The sequence below is a fragment of the Psychroflexus sp. MES1-P1E genome (assembly GCF_002836055.1).
Lineage (GTDB): Bacteria > Bacteroidota > Bacteroidia > Flavobacteriales > Flavobacteriaceae > Psychroflexus.
Window position 1 is genome coordinate 95,190 of record NZ_PJBS01000348.1, and the last position, 18,369, is coordinate 113,558.

An 18,369-nucleotide genomic window follows, 5' to 3' on the forward strand; every position below is an offset into this window, starting at 1 on the left:
CAATTTATGTCAGACGTACTCGTTATTTCCAATACCAAAAACTTTGTTCAAGACAGTCTTAAAGAGGCTGAAGGTGGTCATGATTGGTTTCATATTTTACGAGTTTATACGAATGCGAAACACATTTTAAAATCTGAAACTGCGAACTCATTTATTGTAGAAGTCGCCAGCTTACTCCATGACATTGCAGATTCAAAATTTCATGGAGGAGATGAAAAAATAGGACCGCAAAAGGCTCGGGCATTCTTAGAGACTCAACCTATAGAGCAAAAAGATCTAGAGCATGTTATAAAGATTATAGAAAATGTCTCCTATAAAGGAGGACATTCGCATAGTGACTTCCATTCTAAGGAACTTGAAATTGTCCAGGATGCAGATCGATTGGATGCTCTTGGAGCAATAGGCATTGCAAGAACTTTTAATTTTGGTGGATTCAAAAACAATCCCATTTACGATCCCAGCGTTCCTGCTCATCCCCAGCAAAGCAAGAAAGACTATAAGAAATCTAATTCACCAACCATCAATCATTTTTATGAGAAATTATTATTGCTTAAAGACAAGATGAATACCAATTCCGCAAAAGCAATTGCTGAAAAGCGGCATAATTATATGGTTAGCTATCTAGATCAGTTTTATAGAGAATGGCATGGTGAGCTCTAATGTTATCTAAGCGATAACACCTCATTTTCTGCAAGCACAAAAACATCTTCATTTTCTTCAGGCTCAATCAAAAAATGACCTGTAAAAGCTCCGAAGGCTGGTAAAATCAATTGGTATTCTTTTTTATAAAAACAAGATAATTTTAGCTGTTGCTTTCCTTCACCTCTTAATCTATAACCAGGATGTATATGTCCACATATATTCCAAAACCCTAGCTTTTTCTCTGGATGATGAGACAGAAATAAGGTGTCTATGTTTAAAGACAAGGCAACCTTAATACCTAAATCTTCAAAATAGTATAAAGGGATAATATCGTGGTTACCCACGATCAATGTCATCTTTATGCTTTGCTCCTTTACCCAAGCAGTAAATCTATCCCAATCTCTGTTCTGAGTAGAATGGAATAAATCTCCTAAAAAAATGACGCCTTTCGGTTGAAATTCGTCAATCACCCGATCTAATTTTTTAAAATTTTCTAGACTGACTTCATTTGGTAGGGCACTTCCATTTTTACGAAAATGGTCGATCTTTCCAAAATGAACATCTGCAATAAGAAGGACTTTCTTGGAAGGCCAATACAAGCTTCCACTGGAATGCATAATAAACTGAGAATTGCCGTAAGTAAGCTTCACTGTATCGTATTTATTATTTTAATGAGTAGTTCTTTAGGTTTTACTTAATCGGTCTGATAAAAATATTTCTGTAAACCGGTATTTATCATCACATAAATTCGATCCCAAAAACTGACTTGATGTTTTTTTATAAAATAAACCTAAGTTCTAATAGGCTCCAAATGATAATTGAAAGTTTCCATGCGTTTACTATGGATATAGTCTAGATAACTATTTAAAATTGACTCCTGTTCCTTTTTAGCTTTCTGGATGAGAAGGCCTTTTAAACCTAATAACTTTTTGAATCTATTCACAGAAATTTCGATGCTTTTAATTAGTCAAGCAATTTACAAACATTTACTTTTGAAACATAATTTTAGTTTATAAACTCATGAATGTTTTAATCCTTGGTAGCGGTGGCCGTGAACACACCTTAGCTTATAAAATAGCACAAAGCTCTTCTTGTAAAAGTTTATATGTTGCTCCCGGTAATGCTGGAACCGCACAATGTTCTATAAATCTCGAATTGGATATTCTCAATTTTCAGGAGATAGCCCTAGCTGTGAAAAAGCACCAAATCGATATGTTAATAGTTGGCCCTGAAGCTCCCTTAGTTGAAGGGATTAAAGATTATTTTGACGATAAAAGTGAGTTTTCCAATTTAAAAATTGTTGGCCCTTCTAAATATGGAGCTTTACTTGAGGGAAGTAAAAAACGCGCAAAGGAGTTTATGAAAGCCCATAATGTACCAACGGCAGCCTACCAAAGTTTTGACAAAGACAGCTTGGAAGCTGGTAAAGTGTTTTTAACAACCATGCAATCTCCTTATGTGCTAAAAGCAGATGGACTTGCAGGAGGAAAAGGAGTCCTTATATTAAATAGCCTTAAAGAGGCTCAAGAGGAACTTGAAAACATGTTGACCAACAACAAGTTTGGTAAAGCTTCGGAAAAGGTAGTCATAGAAGAATTTTTAAAAGGAATAGAACTGAGTGTTTTTGTATTAACAGATGGTAAACATTACCTCACACTTCCCAATGCCAAAGATTATAAACGCATAGGAGAAGGAGACACTGGATTAAACACGGGAGGTATGGGTGCCATTTCTCCTGTTCCATTTGCTGATGAAGCTTTTATGAAAAAAGTGGATGAAGAAGTCGTAAAACCTAGTATAGACGGCTTATATAAAGAAAATATAAACTATATAGGCTTCTTATTTATAGGATTAATGAAAGTTGGAGATAAACCCTTCGTTGTAGAATACAATGTAAGGTTAGGTGATCCAGAGACCGAAGTTGTCATCCCAAGAATTAAAAACGACTTACTTGACCTACTTTCAAAAACCTGCGAAGGATCTATTTCTGAAATAGAGTTAGAAATAGATCCTAAATATGCTTCGACAGTGATGTTGGTGTCCGGAGGGTACCCAGAGTCCTATGAGAAAGGGAAAATTATAACCGGTCTAGAAAATATTAAAAATACAGACGATCTATTTATTTGTCATGCTGGTACCAAAAACAAAAACGACCAAGTTATAACTAACGGTGGTCGTGTATTGGCAGTTACTGCGTTTGATGATAATTTTCATGACGCTTTACAAACAGCCTATAAAAATGTAGAAAACATCAACTTCGATAAAAAATATTTCAGAAGAGATCTTGGACAAGACTTAGTCTAATTCCGCATCCTTTCCTAAAAATGAATGAGCCTTAACGCTTTTGTCTTCTTTATGATTATCATCAGCATTTTTTAGTTGTTTCATCCAATAAAGAAAAGCAACAAAAACGATGAATATGAAGAAAAAGTTCAATCCATTAGCGGCCCACCAAGAATCTTCCTGTAATTCTCTAAGAGCGTGGTAAGGTAAAAACAACACATCTTGAAATAAACTTGCAATACTTTCAAAAAAATCCTTCATGTCTGTGGTATATTATATTTACTTTACAAAAGTAACAAATTAGACTATGCTAACAAGGTTTTTTAGTCATTCAAAACCCATTGCTTTTACTATTATTAGCATCTTGTTTACTGTGGCTTTTTTTATTGAAAATTTTCTATCGAAATCTGTAGAAGTGAGCACGAGCTTCATCCTTAATAAAATAGGTCTATTAGCCGTTTTTTTGTTCATCATTTTTCTGCTCAACTTTATGGTAAAACGCAATAAGATCCATAAATCAAACACCTATGCAGTGTCGATCTTTGTCTTTTTAAGCATTGCCTTCCCTGAATTGTTGAGATCTTCCGAGTTTATTTTAAGCTATTTATTTTTACTCCTATCGATGAGAAAAATTTTAAGTTTAAGAACAAATAAAAATGTAAAACAAAAGATTTTTGACTCTGGATTTTTATTGATGATTTCAATTCTCTTTGACCCTTTTCATCTCTTATTTTTAATTTTCATCTATTTCGGAGTCATCATGTATGCCTCACAAAATTATAGACACTTCATCATACCTTTGTTCGGTATTCTTGTAGCTTTTGTAATGTATACCTCTTTTATTCTAATAGTAGAAAATAGCTTCTTAAACTACTCCATTTATCTACCTCGTTTTAGTAGTATAGAAAACCCCTTCACCAATTTTAAATACAGTTTTTTATTAAGCTTGTCTCTGTTGTTGTTATTATGGATTGTTATTCAATTTCCGAAGATTTACAGTCGCTCAAAACTCCATGTAAGCGAAAGTATAAGCCTCATATTAGTTTTCTTGGTTGTCTCTCTTGCAGTACTTTTACTTAACGAGACTTCAATTTCTGTGGATATTATTTATCTTATTTTTCCTTTATCTATTTTAATAGGGAATTACTTCCAACTAAACTCTACCAAAAAGTGGATCAAAGAAGTTTTTTATGCTCTTATACTTGGTGGTATAGTTTTTTCTGCCATAATTTAATTGAGTCTAAAACGTTTAAGTAAGCTTGTTTTAAAAACACTTGGTATATTAGCCTGAATTAATAAAAATTCATCTTATGTTTTCAGAAAAAGCAAATAGAATATTCAATCAAGTTATTGAAAATTATCACATTAAAGATGAAGTCCATCAAGAATTCGCTAACCCATTCGACAGAAAAGACTCTCTTATAGAACACTTGCTATATAGAAAATGCTGGATAGACACGGTCCAATGGCATTATGAAGATTTAATAAGAGACCCTAATATTTCTCCTGAAAAGGCTTTAATTCTTAAAAGAAAAATAGATGCTTCCAACCAAGATAGAACTGACACCGTAGAATATGTGGACAGTTATTTTTTGAATTTATTTGATGATCTAGAACCTAAACCCGATGCCAAAATCAATACTGAAAGTCCAGCCTGGGGAATTGACAGGCTTTCTATTTTGGCCTTAAAGATTTACCATATGAATGAGGAGGCTAACAGAACTGATGCTTCCGTAAAACATCAAATGGCATGTAAATCAAAACTTGATGTTTTATTGGAGCAGAGAAAAAATCTGTCGCTTTCTATAGATCAACTTTTGGAGGACATAAAAGTAGGCGATAAGTATATGAAGGTCTACAAGCAAATGAAGATGTACAATGACGATGAAATGAATCCAGTCTTGAGAAGTAAGCGCTAACATGAAACACCCAAGACACATCCTAGTTATACGCTTATCTGCTATGGGAGATGCGGCTATGACTGTGCCAGTCTTAACACAGCTACTAGAAACGTATCCAAAATTAAAAATCACTGTTCTTACAAAACCATTTTTCGCCTCTATTTTTGAGCATTTAGATAGGGTGCAGGTGGTAAAAGCAGAAGTGAAAACCAAACATAAAGGGATTTCTGGACTTTGGGTATTAGCGAAAAGCCTTCATCATTTAGAATTTGATTCTATTGCAGATTTGCACAATGTTTTAAGGTCTCGCATTTTATGTGGTTTTTTAAAAATTAAAGGGCATGACTACTACAGGATATACAAAGGTCGAGCAGAGAAAAAAGCTTTAACACGCGCAGATAATAAAATTTTTAGGCCACTGAAATCAACACACAGACGTTATGCAGAGGTATTCAAAAAGCTAAATTTGCCTCTGGATAAAACTTTTCAAATAAAGAAGCAAAGACTCGTTCTTTCTAAAGCTATGTCTTCCTCTAAGGAACTAGACACCTCTCAGAAATGGATTGGTATTGCGCCGTTTGCAGCACATTCTCCAAAACAATACCCTTTAAAGCTCATGAAGCAGGTCATTACAAAATTGAATGAAAAAGGGGTGCAAGTTTTGTTATTCGGTGGTGGGTCAAAAGAAAGAAAACGCTTGGAATCTCTCGCTAAAGATTTTAAGAAATGTTGTTCTATCGCGGGGAAGTTTAGTTTTCCTGAAGAATTACAGCTCATTTCAAATTTAGAAGTTATGCTGTCTATGGATAGTGGAAATGGACATTTGGCAGCTATGTTTGGAGTAGATGTTATCACTTTGTGGGGCGCAACTCATCCTCATACAGGGTTTGCCCCCTATGGACAAACTGAAGATCAACAATTATTGCCCGATTTAAAAAAATATCCTTTGTTACCAACTTCCGTTTATGGGAATAAAAAAGTAACCGCTTATAAGAAGGTCATGCACGACATCACTCCTAATGAGGTCTTTCAAAAACTAAAACCTTATTTAGACTAGGCTATTAAAACAAAAAAGCTGCTTACAGATGTAAGCAGCTTTTTTAATAAATAGTTGTAAGACTTATTTATTTTCTGAATAGCGTTTTGAAACTTCTTCCCAGTTGATGACATTAAAAAATGCATTAATGTAGTCCGGTCTTCTATTTTGATAATTTAAATAGTAAGCGTGTTCCCAAACATCCAATCCTAAAATAGGGGTTCCCCCTTCGCCTACGTTAGGCATCAACGGGTTGTCTTGATTTGCTGTAGAGCAAACCTCTACCTTACCACCGTTATGAACGGTTAACCAAGCCCATCCAGAACCAAATTGTCCTGCAGCAGCTGTAGAGAAAGCATCTTTAAAAGAATCGAAAGATCCAAAAGATTCATCGATAGCTTTTGCTAATTCTCCAGATGGTTTTCCACCACCTTTTGGAGACATTACTTTCCAAAATAAACTGTGATTATAAAAACCTCCTGCATTATTTCTCACCGCATTATTAGATAGGTCTAGATTAATAAGTATGTTTTCAATAGTTTTGCCACCCAAATCTGAACCTTCTAAAGCAGTATTTAATTTTTGGGTGTATCCAGCATGGTGCTTACCATGATGAATTTCCATCGTTTTTGCGTCAATATGTGGCTCAAGTGCGTCATGAGCGTAATCTAATTTTGGTAATTCAAAAGCCATAATCTTATTTTTTTGTTAATATATTACAATCAAAAGTAAGTATTAAGACTTTGTTTTTACTTTTTTTGATGTTATTATTTACTTAAAACAGATTATACACCCTAAATTCAGAATCTCAGATCAAGCCTCAGGAAAATTAAACTCTCAATGAAATATTAAAAAGGGTTTAAGATTTTTAAATCAAATTTAATACCTTCCCTTAAAATTTAAATGATGTTGACAACGTCGAATTTTAGCATTTATAATGCTTCTGCAGGATCTGGTAAAACCTTCAAATTAGCAGAGCGCTACCTAAACTTGCTTCTTTCTTCTCCTAAAAATAGTAGCTTTCAAAATATTTTGGCCATCACTTTTACCAATAAAGCCGTTGGAGAAATGAAATCTAGAATTTTGGAGTATCTCGTGAGTTTTTCTGAAGGTAAGACCTCCTTGAAAAAAGATCCTATGCTCCTATTAGTTCATAAAAGCACGGGCTTAACCAAAGAGCAAATTCAGAAGAAATCTAAAAGAGTCCTTGAGGCAATTCTAAATAATTATGCCGCTTTTGAAGTTTCTACTATTGATGCTTTTACGCATAGAATTATAAGAACTTTCGCGAAAGACTTAGGCCTATCTATGAATTTTGATATAGAAATGGATACCAAGCAAGTTTTGGAACTGGCTGTAGAACGAGTTGTTGAAAAGGCAGGGAAAGAGGAAGAGCTAACCGATGTTCTCATTGATTTTGCTGCAGAAAAAGTGGAAGATGATAAAAGCGGAAATATAACTTTAGATATTATCAATGCTTCAAGTCTTCTCCTAAGTGAAAAAGACGAAGCCTATATTGCTATTTTAAAAGATTACAGTCTGAAGGACTTTAAACAGCTTAAAACTAAGCTTAAAAAAGAAGTTTTGTCGATCGATGAACATCTGCTTTCTATCGGAAACGCCTTTCTAAACGGAATGCAGGATAATGGACTAGAGGCAAAAGATTTCAAAGGTGGTTATATTCCAAAATTTTTTAAAAAGCTTACCGAAGATACCGCTACGCTTACTTTTTCTGCACAATGGCAAAACACACTAGAAGATGAAGAGACCTATGTCACCAAAAAGCTTAACGATGAAATAAAAAGTAGGGTATTTTCTATGAAAAGCATTATAGTAGAAAAATTTGAAGCGGTTAAATCTCTTTATTCCAATAAGAAACTATACGAGAAAGTACACCGAAACATCACTCAACTATCTTTACTAGGTGCCGTTAAGGGGGAAATGGAACTCCTCAAAAAGGAGCAAAATATCATGCTTATTTCAGATTTTAACAAAAAAATAAGTGAGGAAATAAAGAAGCAACCCGCCCCTTTTATTTTTGAACGCTTAGGAGAGAAATTTCAGCATTTTTTTATAGATGAGTTTCAAGATACCTCGAGGCTGCAGTGGAATAATTTGATTCCATTAACAGCAAATGCCCTTTCTGCTTTATTTGATGACGAAAAACCTGGCACCTTAACCCTTGTTGGGGATGCCAAGCAATCCATCTACGCTTGGCGAGGTGGAGATGCTCATCAATTTATAGATCTTTCTCAAGGTGATTCCCCATTCTCCACAAAACAAAGTGTGGAAACCTTAAGCAGTAACTTTAGGAGTAGTAAGGCTATTGTTTCTTTCAATAATGATTTTTTTGAATTTGTTGGCCATCAGCTTAATGATGAAAAGCTAAAGATTTTGTTTAGCGAAAAACACTTAAAACAAAAGAGGCATAAAACGGAAGAAGGATATGTTAATCTTAGATTTTTAGAAGCCTCAAGCAATGAAGAAAGAGCCGAAGTATATCCAGAAGAAATTCTAAAAATAATACTTCAAAAGAAAGAACAAGGTTTTCCACTAGGTGACATTTGTATTTTAATTCGACAAAAATCTGAAGGTATTGCGATTGCAGAATATTTAAATCAGCAGAATATTCCAATAATTTCTTCTGAAACTTTACTGATTAAATCAGACGATCAAGTTCAGTTTGTTTTAGCTCTTCTACATGTTTTAAATGATGATAAAGACGAGCTGTCTAAAGCAGAGGTTCTAGAGAAAATCTTGACAAGGTTATCATTTTCAGAAGAGGAGCATTTTACTATTTTAAGAACCACACTCCATAAAGGAGAAGATGTCTTCTGGGAAAATTTAAAACGGTTCGGCTTCACCTTTAACTCCAAACACTTCCATACCCTACCCTTTTATGATGCTGTAGAATATCTTATCCACAGGTTTCAAATTCAAAAATTTGCAAGTGCATATCTCCAATTTTTTCTTGATGAAGTTTTTGAATTCACGCAAAAGCAGAATGGAAATCTAAATGCTTTTCTAGACTATTGGTCAAACCAAGGTAACAGTAAAAGCATCGTGAGCACAGAAAGTGAAAATGCTGTACAAATCATGACCATTCATAAAAGTAAGGGACTTCAATTTCCAGTTGTAATTTTCCCTTATGCTAAACAACAGATAGATTATACGGGGACAAGTCATCTTTGGGTAAAACTACCAGAAAAATTCCAAATCCCATTTGCTCTTATCACTAAGCCTGGAAGAGATATAGATAACCCTGATTATACAGACAGCTATCTCAACTTAGTAAACGGATTAGAAATGGAAAACATAAATATTCTTTATGTGGCTTTGACCCGAGCTGCGTCAGAGTTGTTTATCCTTTCGGAAGATGATAGAGATAAGAGTGGAAAGATAAAACCTAATACTTACTCAGGATTACTTATGAGTTACCTAGAATCTAAAGGTGAAACCATTAAGGTCTTAATTGAATATGAATGGGGTAAAAGTACTCTGCCTAAAAAAGGGCAAGTTTCTGAAGTAGAGAACATCAGCTTTAAATTTCATTCTCCTTCCCCAAGCCTAAGTCTAAATCTTGTAACAACTGCTGGAAAACTATGGAATGAAGATCTTACAGATGCCCTTCAAAAAGGAAATTTAATCCATTCCCTTTTATCCAAAATACATGTTCCAAGCGATATTAATGCATCATTAGAATGGCATTATGCCAATGGATTTTTTGAAGAGGAGAAACTAGGTATTTATAGAAAATTACTTAATAATATAGTCACACATAATGAACTCAAGGATTACTTCTCCAACGGCTATGAAATATGGAATGAGAAAGATGTTTTTTTTAAAAATCAACTTTTAAGACCCGATAGGGTGAACATTAAAGGAGGAAATGCTGTTCTGATCGATTATAAAACTGGAAAAACATCAAATCAACATATTAATCAGATCAATAAGTATGCTGAATCTTTGATAGCTTTAAAATATAATGTTAAGAATAAACTGCTCGTTTATCTAAATGAATCCATTGAAGTAAAGTTTGTTTAAATTTGCAATAAAATGAAAATATATGTATTCAAATAAACTAAAACATCAACTTACAGATGAAATACAAAATATAAAAGATGATGGGCTTTATAAAAAAGAACGTATTATCACTTCTCCACAAGGAGCGGAAATCACTTTAGATTCTGGTAAAAGCGTTTTAAATTTTTGTTCAAATAACTACTTAGGCTTATCTTCTCATCCAGACGTGATTAAAGCTGCAAAAGACACATTAGACACCCATGGTTTTGGGATGTCTAGTGTAAGGTTTATTTGTGGAACTCAAGACATACACAAAACTCTGGAACATGAAATCGCTGGATTTTATGGAACTGAAGACACCATCCTCTACGCGGCCTGTTTCGATGCAAACGGAGGTGTTTTTGAGCCCTTACTGACCAAAGAAGATGCAATCATTTCAGATTCGCTCAATCATGCTTCAGTTATTGATGGAGTGAGGTTATGTAAGGCTGCTAGATATCGATATCAAAATGGGGACATGGAAGATCTAGAGCTACAATTACAAAAAGCCAAAAATGAGGGGGCTAGACATATATTAATCGCAACCGACGGTGTCTTTTCTATGGATGGCTTAGTTGCTCCTTTAGATAAAATTTGTGATTTAGCAGATAAATATGAATCATTGGTTATGATCGACGAATGCCATGCTACTGGTTTTATAGGCGATAAGGGAATTGGAACCTTAGAAGAAAAAGGGGTTTTGGGTCGTGTCGATATTATAACAGGAACCTTAGGTAAGGCTTTAGGGGGTGCTATGGGTGGTTATACAACTGGTAAAAAAGAAGTTATTGATCTTTTAAGACAGAGATCCCGTCCTTATTTATTTTCAAATTCTTTGGCGCCATCAATAGTAGGAGCTTCTATAAAAGTTTTTGATATTCTCAAAAATGACAACACTTTAAGAAAAAAACTCACAGAAAACACATCTTATTTCAAAACCCATATGAAAAATGCAGGATTTGACATTATTGATGGAGAATCTGCTATCGTTCCTGTTATGCTTTATGATGCTAAATTAGCCCAAGAAATGGCTGCTATGCTTCTGGAAGAAGGTATCTATGTCATTGGATTTTTCTATCCAGTTGTCCCTAAAGGAAAAGCTAGAATACGTGTCCAGTTATCTGCTGCACATGATCAAAAACAACTTGATAAAGCTATTGATGCCTTTATAAGAGTAGGTAAGCATTTAAAAGTTATTGAAAGTTAATGCTTTTAGAAATTTTAATTTTACATTTGTTAATTATTGTTATATTTTAAAATAAACTAAAACTAAAAAAAACATGAAAAAATTGAACAAACTTTTTTTGGTACTTGCACTTTCTTTAGGCGTGTTTAGTACACAAGCACAAGATGAAAATAACCCCTGGGCTGTTGTTATCGGAACTAATGCAGTGGATTTTTATGCTGCTGATAATGGCTTTATACCAGACGAAATGTCAAGTGGAAGCCTGTTTAGTGAATATTTTAATGCTAGCGATAATTGGAATTTCTTACCATCGGTATCTTACCTCGAGATTCAAAGATATGTTGGTGATGGATTCTCTGCTAAACTAAGTGGATCCCTTAATCAAATTGATCAGTTAGGAACTATCTCTACCGATGACTTAAGTTTTTATAATTTAGGTGCTGGTGTTCAATATAATTTTAAAAACCTTCTAAACACATCTGTTATTGATCCTTTTTTAGGAGTTGGTGCTGGATATTATTGGATGGAGGATAATGGAGCCTCCACGTTTGATACTGATTTAGGTATCAATTTTTGGTTTACAGATAATGTCGCATTCACTGTAAAATCATCTTTCAAAACAGCTTTTGAAGATGATAATTTCGATTATTTCCAGCATTCTGCTGGTTTAACTATTGCATTTGGTGGAACGGATTCTGACGGAGACGGTGTTTACGATAAAAACGACATGTGCCCAGATGTACCAGGTTTAGCTGAATTTAACGGCTGTCCAGATTCTGATGGTGATGGTATTACTGATAAGGACGATAAATGTCCTGATACTGCTGGATTAGAAGAATTTGACGGTTGTGCAGATTCTGATAGTGACGGTATTGCAGATCCAAATGATGATTGTCCAAACGAAGCGGGTACTGAAGCTTTAAATGGATGTCCAGATGCAGATAACGATGGAATAGCCAATAAAAATGATGACTGTCCAAATGAAGCTGGACCAAAAGCAAACAACGGATGTCCTTATCCTGATACAGACGGAGACGGTGTATTAGACAAAGATGATATGTGTCCAGATGTGGCTGGTACTGAAGCAAATAATGGTTGTCCAGAAGTTACTGAAGAAATTCAAAAAGAATTGAATGAGTATGCTAAAACCATCAATTTCGAAACTGGTAAAACAACAATTTCTAAAGATTCTGAAAAAGCTTTAGCTGCTATCATATCAATTCTTGACGAATTTCCTAATGCTAAATTTACAGTGGAAGGACATACTGATAGTGTAGGTAGTGCTAAAAACAACGAAAGTCTTTCTGAAGCTAGAGCTCTTTCTGTGAAATCTTACCTTGTTAAAAATGGTGTAGATGAATTTAGATTATCATCTGCAGGTTTTGGAGAACAAAAACCTGTTGAGAGTAATGATACTAAAGCGGGTAGAGCAGAAAACAGAAGAGTTGAAATTAACTTGAAGAAGTAATTTATTTCAAAATATAATTTTTAAAACACCCCAATATGGGGTGTTTTTTTATTTTTAACCTATGGAAAGTTTTATAGCTCACGTGGTTTCTCAATTAAAGGATGTCAACTTAGATCATTGCCGGTTTGTCCTACCCAGCCGAAGGGCTGCGCAAGCCTTTTCAAAAGAATTGTTGCAGAGAAATCAAGGCGAAAGCTTTATTGTTCCACCAATTCAAAGTATTGAAGAATTCATCGAAGATGTTTCTGAAGTACAACTGATCAACAACTTGGAAACTTTATTTGAATTTTATAACGTCTATAAAGACTGTACAGACCCAAACCACCAAGAACCCATAGATCACGTTTACAATTGGGGTCAATCTATCATCCAAGATTTTAATGAAATAGACCGCTATCAAATAGATGCAAATCAGTTTTTTGGTAATATTAAAGCTATAAAAGATATTGAACATTGGTCAAAGTCCGATGTGAAAACAGATTTGGTCGAAAATTATATTGAATTTTGGGAGAGATTACCTAAGTATTACCATGAATTAAAGGCTAACTTAAAATCAAAAAATAAGGCCTACCAAGGTATGGCCTATCTTGAAGCTGTCAAAAACATCGAAGCTTATTCCAAAAACTCTTCAAGGAACTTTTATTTACTAGGCTTCAACGCCCTAAATACCTGCGAAGAAGTCATCTTTCAAACTATTATTGACCAAAATAGGGGAAAGGTTTTTTGGGATATCGACAATTATCTTTATGATAACCACATTGCTGGCATGTTTCTAAGACACTATTCAAAAACGTGGCCCTACTATTCTCGTGAAAGCTTGGTGCCCTCAACTAATTCCTACCTAAATAAAAAAGAAATAAATGTCTATGGAGTTCCTAAAAAAATAGGACAAGCAAAACTTGTAGGTGACCTTCTATCCAAAATGAGTGAAGGTGAGCTTAATGAAACCGCTTTGATTTTAGGAGATGAAACATTATTACAACCTATCCTCAATTCACTCCCAGACAATATAAAAAAAGTGAACGTCACCATGGGATTGCCATTACACCAGACCAATATGGTATCCTTTTTTGAAGTCTTATTCAAAATAAGGTCCCAAAACGAAGATCGATTATATTTTAAAACGCTGTTGGAGCTAAGTGGACATCCTGTCCTTAGAAAATCATATCAAAAAGAGCTCCGATCTATTGAGACCCGAATACATAAAAACAACATTATTTTTCAATCTAAAGAGGACTTTTTAAAATCTTGCTGGTCTTTTGATTCTGATTTGATACTGATTTTCAAACTTAGTATTTTCATAAAAGATTGCTCTGTTGATGAATTTCTTACAAATTGCCTAAAAATCATTGAGATTTTGAAACCAAATTTTTCCTCTGATGTCCTTCAACTGGAATATCTATTTGGGTTTAAAAAACTTTTTACAAAATTAAAGAATTTGATGGAGTCTTCAGAGTTAGTCAAAGACTTCAAGGTATTTCACCTCATTTATATGGACATATTGTCTTCTGAAACCCTAGATTTTGAAGGGTCGCCATACGAGGGGCTGCAAATAATGGGAATGCTGGAAAGTCGAGTATTAGATTTCAAAAACGTTATTATTACCTCTTTAAATGAAGGTGTTTTACCTTCTGGAAAATCTCAAAATAGCTTTATTCCATTTGATCTGAAAAAGGCTTACAACCTCCCTACTTACAAAGAAAAAGATGCTATTTATGCTTACCACTTTTTTAGGCTTATACAACGCTCTAGTCACTGTCACTTTATTTATAATAATGCAACTTCAGGAATTGAAAAAGCGGAAAAAAGTCGGTTTCTGACCCAATTGGAGATTTTTAAAGCCCCTCAACATTCGGTGAAGAACCACACTGCAGTTTCCAACACACAGCAAAGGAAAACCATTCTGAAAGAGGTTCGTAAAACGCCTCCAATGATAGAAAAATTGGAGTCACTTTTTCAATATGGCATTTCTCCATCTGCGCTTGCGGCTTACATCAGGAATCCCATTGACTTTTATCGCAGGTATGTTTTGGACATTAAAGAAGTAGACCATATCGAAGAAGATATTTCTTTCAGGGCACATGGAACTGTTATTCATGATTGTCTGGATTTTTTATATAGCAATTATAAGGGTAAGCTCCTCGACTCTAGTGATATTGACTGGATGCTTAAAGAATACCCTAACGTTATCAAGACTTTATTTGAAAAGAAGTTTCCTAAAGAAGCTCTCCAAAATGGCAAAAATCTAATTGATTTTAAAATTGCTAAACAACAAATCAAGCGTTTTTTAGTTCAAGAAAAAGAGGTTGTAAAGTCAAATCAAGTAGTAATTTTAGAACTAGAGAATATAGCTGAAAAATCAATTACTATTGACGATATCGATTTTTCGATTAAATTGAAAGGAACGGTAGATAGAATAGATTTGTGCAACAACCAACTGAGAATTATCGATTATAAAACGGGGAGAGTTGTGAGTAATGATCTGAAAATTGCTGAAAATTGGACTGATTTTATAGAGGACTATAAATATTCTAAAGCCTTTCAAGTCTTGTTTTATTCTTTACTGAAAGAAGAAGACTTGGGAGAAAATGGAATGGCAGGAATCATTTCGTTAAGGAATTTAAAATCCGGATTTATGACGTGTTCTCAAACCAAAACAAATTTAAACTTGAAAGCACTTCTTCCAGATTTTAAAATTCAATTAAAATCTTTAATTTTGGAGATCTTAGATCCAGAAATCCCATTTAAAGAAAAACTTGTTTAATCGAAATCTATCATGCGTTGGACTGTAACTCAAGAAGCTGATATTCAAAAAGCTGAACACCTTCAGAAAGCTATTGGTGTAAGTCTGCCCATAGCAGAACTTCTCATTAAAAGAGGCGTCGAAACTTTTGAAAAAGCCAAAACCTTTTTTAGACCTAGTTTGGACGATCTCCACGATCCCTTTCTAATGAAAGGCATGGAAAAAGCAACTTCACATATTTTAGAAACCTTAGAAAGCAATAAACCTGTTATGGTATTTGGTGACTACGATGTGGATGGGACTACTAGCGTGGCTTTAATGACTACTTATCTCAAAAAGTTAGGGTTTGATGTCGTTAGCTATATACCAGATAGATACGATGAGGGTTATGGTATTTCATATCAAGGAATCGATTGTGCCAAAGCACAAGGAATAGACCTAATCATTGCCTTAGACTGCGGTATAAAAGCTATTGATAAAATTGATTATGCGAAATCGATAGGCGTAAATTTCATTATCTGTGACCACCATAGACCAGGAGTAAGTATTCCAGATGCTATAGCTGTATTGGATCCAAAACAAACTGATTGTCACTATCCTTTCGATGAATTATGCGGTTGCGGAGTAGGCTTTAAACTCGTCCAGGCTCTACAAACGAAGCTCGATAGACCACAACAAGAAATCTATACTTATTTGGATCTTGTGGCTACGGCAATAGGTTCTGATATTGTCCCCATAACTGGAGAGAACAGAGTCCTCGCTCATTTTGGACTAAAACTCATTAACTCAAGAAAACGCCCTGCTTTTAAAGCTATTTTAGAAAACACAAAGAAAAGAGAACTGACTATTACCGATGTTGTTTTTATGATTGGTCCTCGCATAAATGCTGCAGGAAGGATGAAGCACGGTCTTTTAGCTACAGAACTCCTGTGTGAAACCGATTACGAAAAAGTGAAAGTCTTGGCTAAAGACATTGAGTTATACAACTCTAACCGCAAAGAGACAGACAAGTCGATTACCAAAGAGGCTCTCGATATGATTAAGGAGCAAAAGGAAGAAGGAAGAAGTACCACAGTCGTTTATCAACCTCATTGGCACAAAGGAGTGATTGGTATCGTCGCTTCAAGGCTCACTGAAACTTATTACAGGCCTACATTAGTATTCACAAAAAGTGGAGAAAAGTTAGCGGCCTCCGCTAGATCTGTAAAAGGTTTCGATGTTTATGATGCTTTAGAAAGCTCATCTGAGTTTATTGAGCAGTTTGGTGGACATAAGTATGCTGCTGGTTTAACTTTGGAAGAGAAACATTTTGAAAATTTTAAAAGAAAATTTGAAGATGTCGTTAAATCAACTATAGATCCTCAGCTTCTAATTCCAGAAATTTTATATGATTCTGAAATCACTTTTAAAGATATTACTCCTAAACTTATAAGAATCCTCAAGCAGTTTGCCCCTTTTGGACCAAGAAATATGAAACCCACTTTTGTGTCTAGAAATGTATCAACAACAGGTTTTGTAAAGACCTTGGGAGAAGACGGCCTACATCTAAAAACCAATTTAACGCAAAGCGAAACTGTGTTTACAGCGATAGGGTTTGGACTGGGAGATAAAAAAGATCTGATGAAAGAAGATGAAAAGTTTGATATTGTATATACTATAGAAGAGAATGAGTGGGATGGAAACGTCACATTACAACTGAATCTAAAGGATATAAAAAAACCAAGTTAGCAGCAATTTACTAACTTTGAAATAACTTTATAGATCTAACTAAATGTTGCAAGATATACTTTCAGGAATCCCTTTGGGGGTTTTTTTAGCCTTCATGGTTGGTCCTGCTTTTTTTATTCTTTTAGAGACTGCAGCCATAAGGGGCTTTAAAGCCGCTTTCACCTTTGATATAGGTGTTATACTTGCAGATATTGTTTTTATATTTATCGCTTATTTTAGCACAAATCAATTACTTCGCAGCATAAAAGATGACCCTGGCCTGTTTATATTTGGAGGAGGTGTATTAACTATTTACGGTCTTATCGCTTACATAAAAGCTAAAAATGCCACCTATACCAATGCCGATTTTGAAGTCCAAAAGCTGAAGCGCAAAGACTACCTTGGAATTGTCGCTAAAGGGTTTTTGATTAATTTTATCAACATAGGGGTTTTAGGATTTTGGCTAGGACTACTTATCATATTCGGCCCCTCTTTAGAAATGAAAGCATCAAGACTAGTTATTTTCTTTACAAGTATAATTGTGACGTATTTACTCGTTGATGTCTTAAAAATACTACTAGCTAAAAAACTGAATAATAAACTTACTCCTAGGCGAATCACATTATTTAAAAAGGGAATCAGTTTTCTGTTAATCATATTTGGATTGATTTTGATTCTGAGAGGTCTCATTCCAAAGGAGATAGAAAAGATTGAAAAAGATTTAGAAAATGTTTCTTACAAGGTCGATAACCTTTAGATGTAAAAAAGCCCACTATTTTTTGGGCTTTTTAGTTAGTTAGGAGAGGTGTCGAGCGGATTCGAACCGCTGTAGATGGTTTTGCAGACCACTGCCTAGCCACTCGGCCACGACACCTTTTTTGAGAAGTGCAAATTTAAGAATTTTTTTTTATCCCCAATGCTAATCTATGAATTAGATTTAACCTCTTTTTTTAGATAAAGTAATGTTGACATCCTCCACATCACCTCCCAATGGAGGATTTAGTTTAGCAACTTTAACTTTTGCCTTTTTCACTATTTCGAGTTCAGCGAAGATTCTATCTAAAATACGCTTAGCGACATGCTCCAGAAGTTTGGAGGCTGTAGCCATTTCTTCTTTTACAATTTTATTGAGATGAACATAGTCTACTGTATCAGATAGCTCATCGGATTCCGCTGATATATCTAGGTTTGCATCAACGCTTATATCCACTCTATAATCACTTCCTATTTTAGTTTCTTCTGGTAAACACCCGTGGTAAGCATAAACTCTTATGTTGTTTAAATTAATTGTATCCAAATGTTTTTTGAAGCAAAGATAACGCTGCTTTCAATTTATCTAAA

General features: G+C 34.6%; 15 protein-coding genes and 1 tRNA gene. 11 read left to right on the top strand and 5 right to left on the bottom strand.

All coding sequences use genetic code 11. The features are described from left to right. Positions 1–6: 6 nt before the first annotated feature. The gene (locus CXF67_RS16140) at positions 7–660 is read left to right on the top strand and encodes an HD domain-containing protein (protein ID WP_102089675.1); all 654 of its coding nucleotides are present in this window, start codon (positions 7–9) and stop codon (positions 658–660) included. Between the two features lie 2 nt (positions 661–662). On the opposite strand, the gene pdeM is transcribed toward CXF67_RS16140, so the two are convergent. Next, on the bottom strand, positions 663–1,292 hold the full coding sequence (pdeM, locus tag CXF67_RS16145; RefSeq protein WP_102089676.1) for a ligase-associated DNA damage response endonuclease PdeM: 630 nt from the start codon (positions 1,290–1,292) through the stop codon (positions 663–665). Between the two features lie 370 nt (positions 1,293–1,662). On the opposite strand from pdeM, the gene purD reads away from it, so the two are divergent. Beyond that, positions 1,663–2,946: a phosphoribosylamine--glycine ligase gene (purD, locus tag CXF67_RS16150; RefSeq protein ID WP_102089677.1), complete on the top strand. Its 1,284-nt coding sequence runs from the start codon at positions 1,663–1,665 to the stop codon at positions 2,944–2,946. Here the strand turns inward: purD and CXF67_RS16155 are convergent. Further along, a complete protein-coding gene (locus CXF67_RS16155) occupies positions 2,938–3,186 on the bottom strand; it encodes a DUF6341 family protein (protein WP_102089678.1) in 249 nt (82 codons plus the stop codon). The two genes, purD and CXF67_RS16155, sit on opposite strands and share 9 nt — an antisense overlap. A gap of 46 nt (positions 3,187–3,232) precedes the next feature. Between CXF67_RS16155 and CXF67_RS16160 the strand changes: the two genes are divergently transcribed. From CXF67_RS16160 to CXF67_RS16170, 3 genes are all read left to right on the top strand, one after another. Continuing rightward, a complete protein-coding gene (locus CXF67_RS16160) occupies positions 3,233–4,159 on the top strand; it encodes a DUF6427 family protein (RefSeq protein WP_102089679.1) in 927 nt (308 codons plus the stop codon). Positions 4,160–4,235: 76 nt separating this feature from the next. Next, complete coding sequence (locus tag CXF67_RS16165) at positions 4,236–4,844, top strand: DUF4254 domain-containing protein (protein ID WP_102089680.1); 609 nt, start codon at positions 4,236–4,238, stop codon at positions 4,842–4,844. Between the two features lies 1 nt (position 4,845). Continuing rightward, a complete protein-coding gene (locus CXF67_RS16170; RefSeq protein ID WP_102089681.1) occupies positions 4,846–5,883 on the top strand; it encodes a glycosyltransferase family 9 protein in 1,038 nt (345 codons plus the stop codon). A 63-nt stretch (positions 5,884–5,946) separates the two neighbouring features. On the opposite strand, the gene CXF67_RS16175 is transcribed toward CXF67_RS16170, so the two are convergent. Then, complete coding sequence (locus CXF67_RS16175) at positions 5,947–6,555, bottom strand: superoxide dismutase (protein ID WP_102089682.1); 609 nt, start codon at positions 6,553–6,555, stop codon at positions 5,947–5,949. A gap of 213 nt (positions 6,556–6,768) precedes the next feature. Between CXF67_RS16175 and CXF67_RS16180 the strand changes: the two genes are divergently transcribed. From CXF67_RS16180 to CXF67_RS16205, 6 genes are all read left to right on the top strand, one after another. Continuing rightward, positions 6,769–9,906, top strand: a complete 3,138-nt coding sequence (locus CXF67_RS16180; protein WP_180957995.1) for a UvrD-helicase domain-containing protein — start codon at positions 6,769–6,771, stop codon at positions 9,904–9,906. 22 nt (positions 9,907–9,928) lie between these two features. Beyond that, complete coding sequence (kbl, locus tag CXF67_RS16185) at positions 9,929–11,131, top strand: glycine C-acetyltransferase (protein ID WP_102089684.1); 1,203 nt, start codon at positions 9,929–9,931, stop codon at positions 11,129–11,131. Positions 11,132–11,204: 73 nt separating this feature from the next. Next, positions 11,205–12,578, top strand: a complete 1,374-nt coding sequence (locus CXF67_RS16190; protein ID WP_102089685.1) for an OmpA family protein — start codon at positions 11,205–11,207, stop codon at positions 12,576–12,578. A gap of 61 nt (positions 12,579–12,639) precedes the next feature. Beyond that, positions 12,640–15,342 (top strand): PD-(D/E)XK nuclease family protein, encoded by a 2,703-nt coding sequence (locus CXF67_RS16195; protein WP_102089686.1) that lies wholly within the window; start codon positions 12,640–12,642, stop codon positions 15,340–15,342. 12 nt (positions 15,343–15,354) lie between these two features. Further along, positions 15,355–17,049, top strand: a complete 1,695-nt coding sequence (gene recJ, locus CXF67_RS16200) for a single-stranded-DNA-specific exonuclease RecJ (RefSeq protein ID WP_102089687.1) — start codon at positions 15,355–15,357, stop codon at positions 17,047–17,049. 43 nt (positions 17,050–17,092) lie between these two features. Then, positions 17,093–17,785 carry a LysE family translocator gene (locus CXF67_RS16205; protein WP_102089688.1) on the top strand — a complete coding sequence of 231 codons (693 nt, stop codon included), beginning with the start codon at positions 17,093–17,095 and terminating at the stop codon, positions 17,783–17,785. Positions 17,786–17,831: 46 nt separating this feature from the next. Here CXF67_RS16205 and CXF67_RS16210 read toward each other — a convergent pair. Continuing rightward, positions 17,832–17,902: transfer RNA gene (locus CXF67_RS16210), tRNA-Cys, on the bottom strand. A 63-nt stretch (positions 17,903–17,965) separates the two neighbouring features. Further along, on the bottom strand, positions 17,966–18,325 hold the full coding sequence (gene folB / locus CXF67_RS16215) for a dihydroneopterin aldolase (protein ID WP_102089689.1): 360 nt from the start codon (positions 18,323–18,325) through the stop codon (positions 17,966–17,968). Positions 18,326–18,369 lie beyond the last annotated feature (44 nt).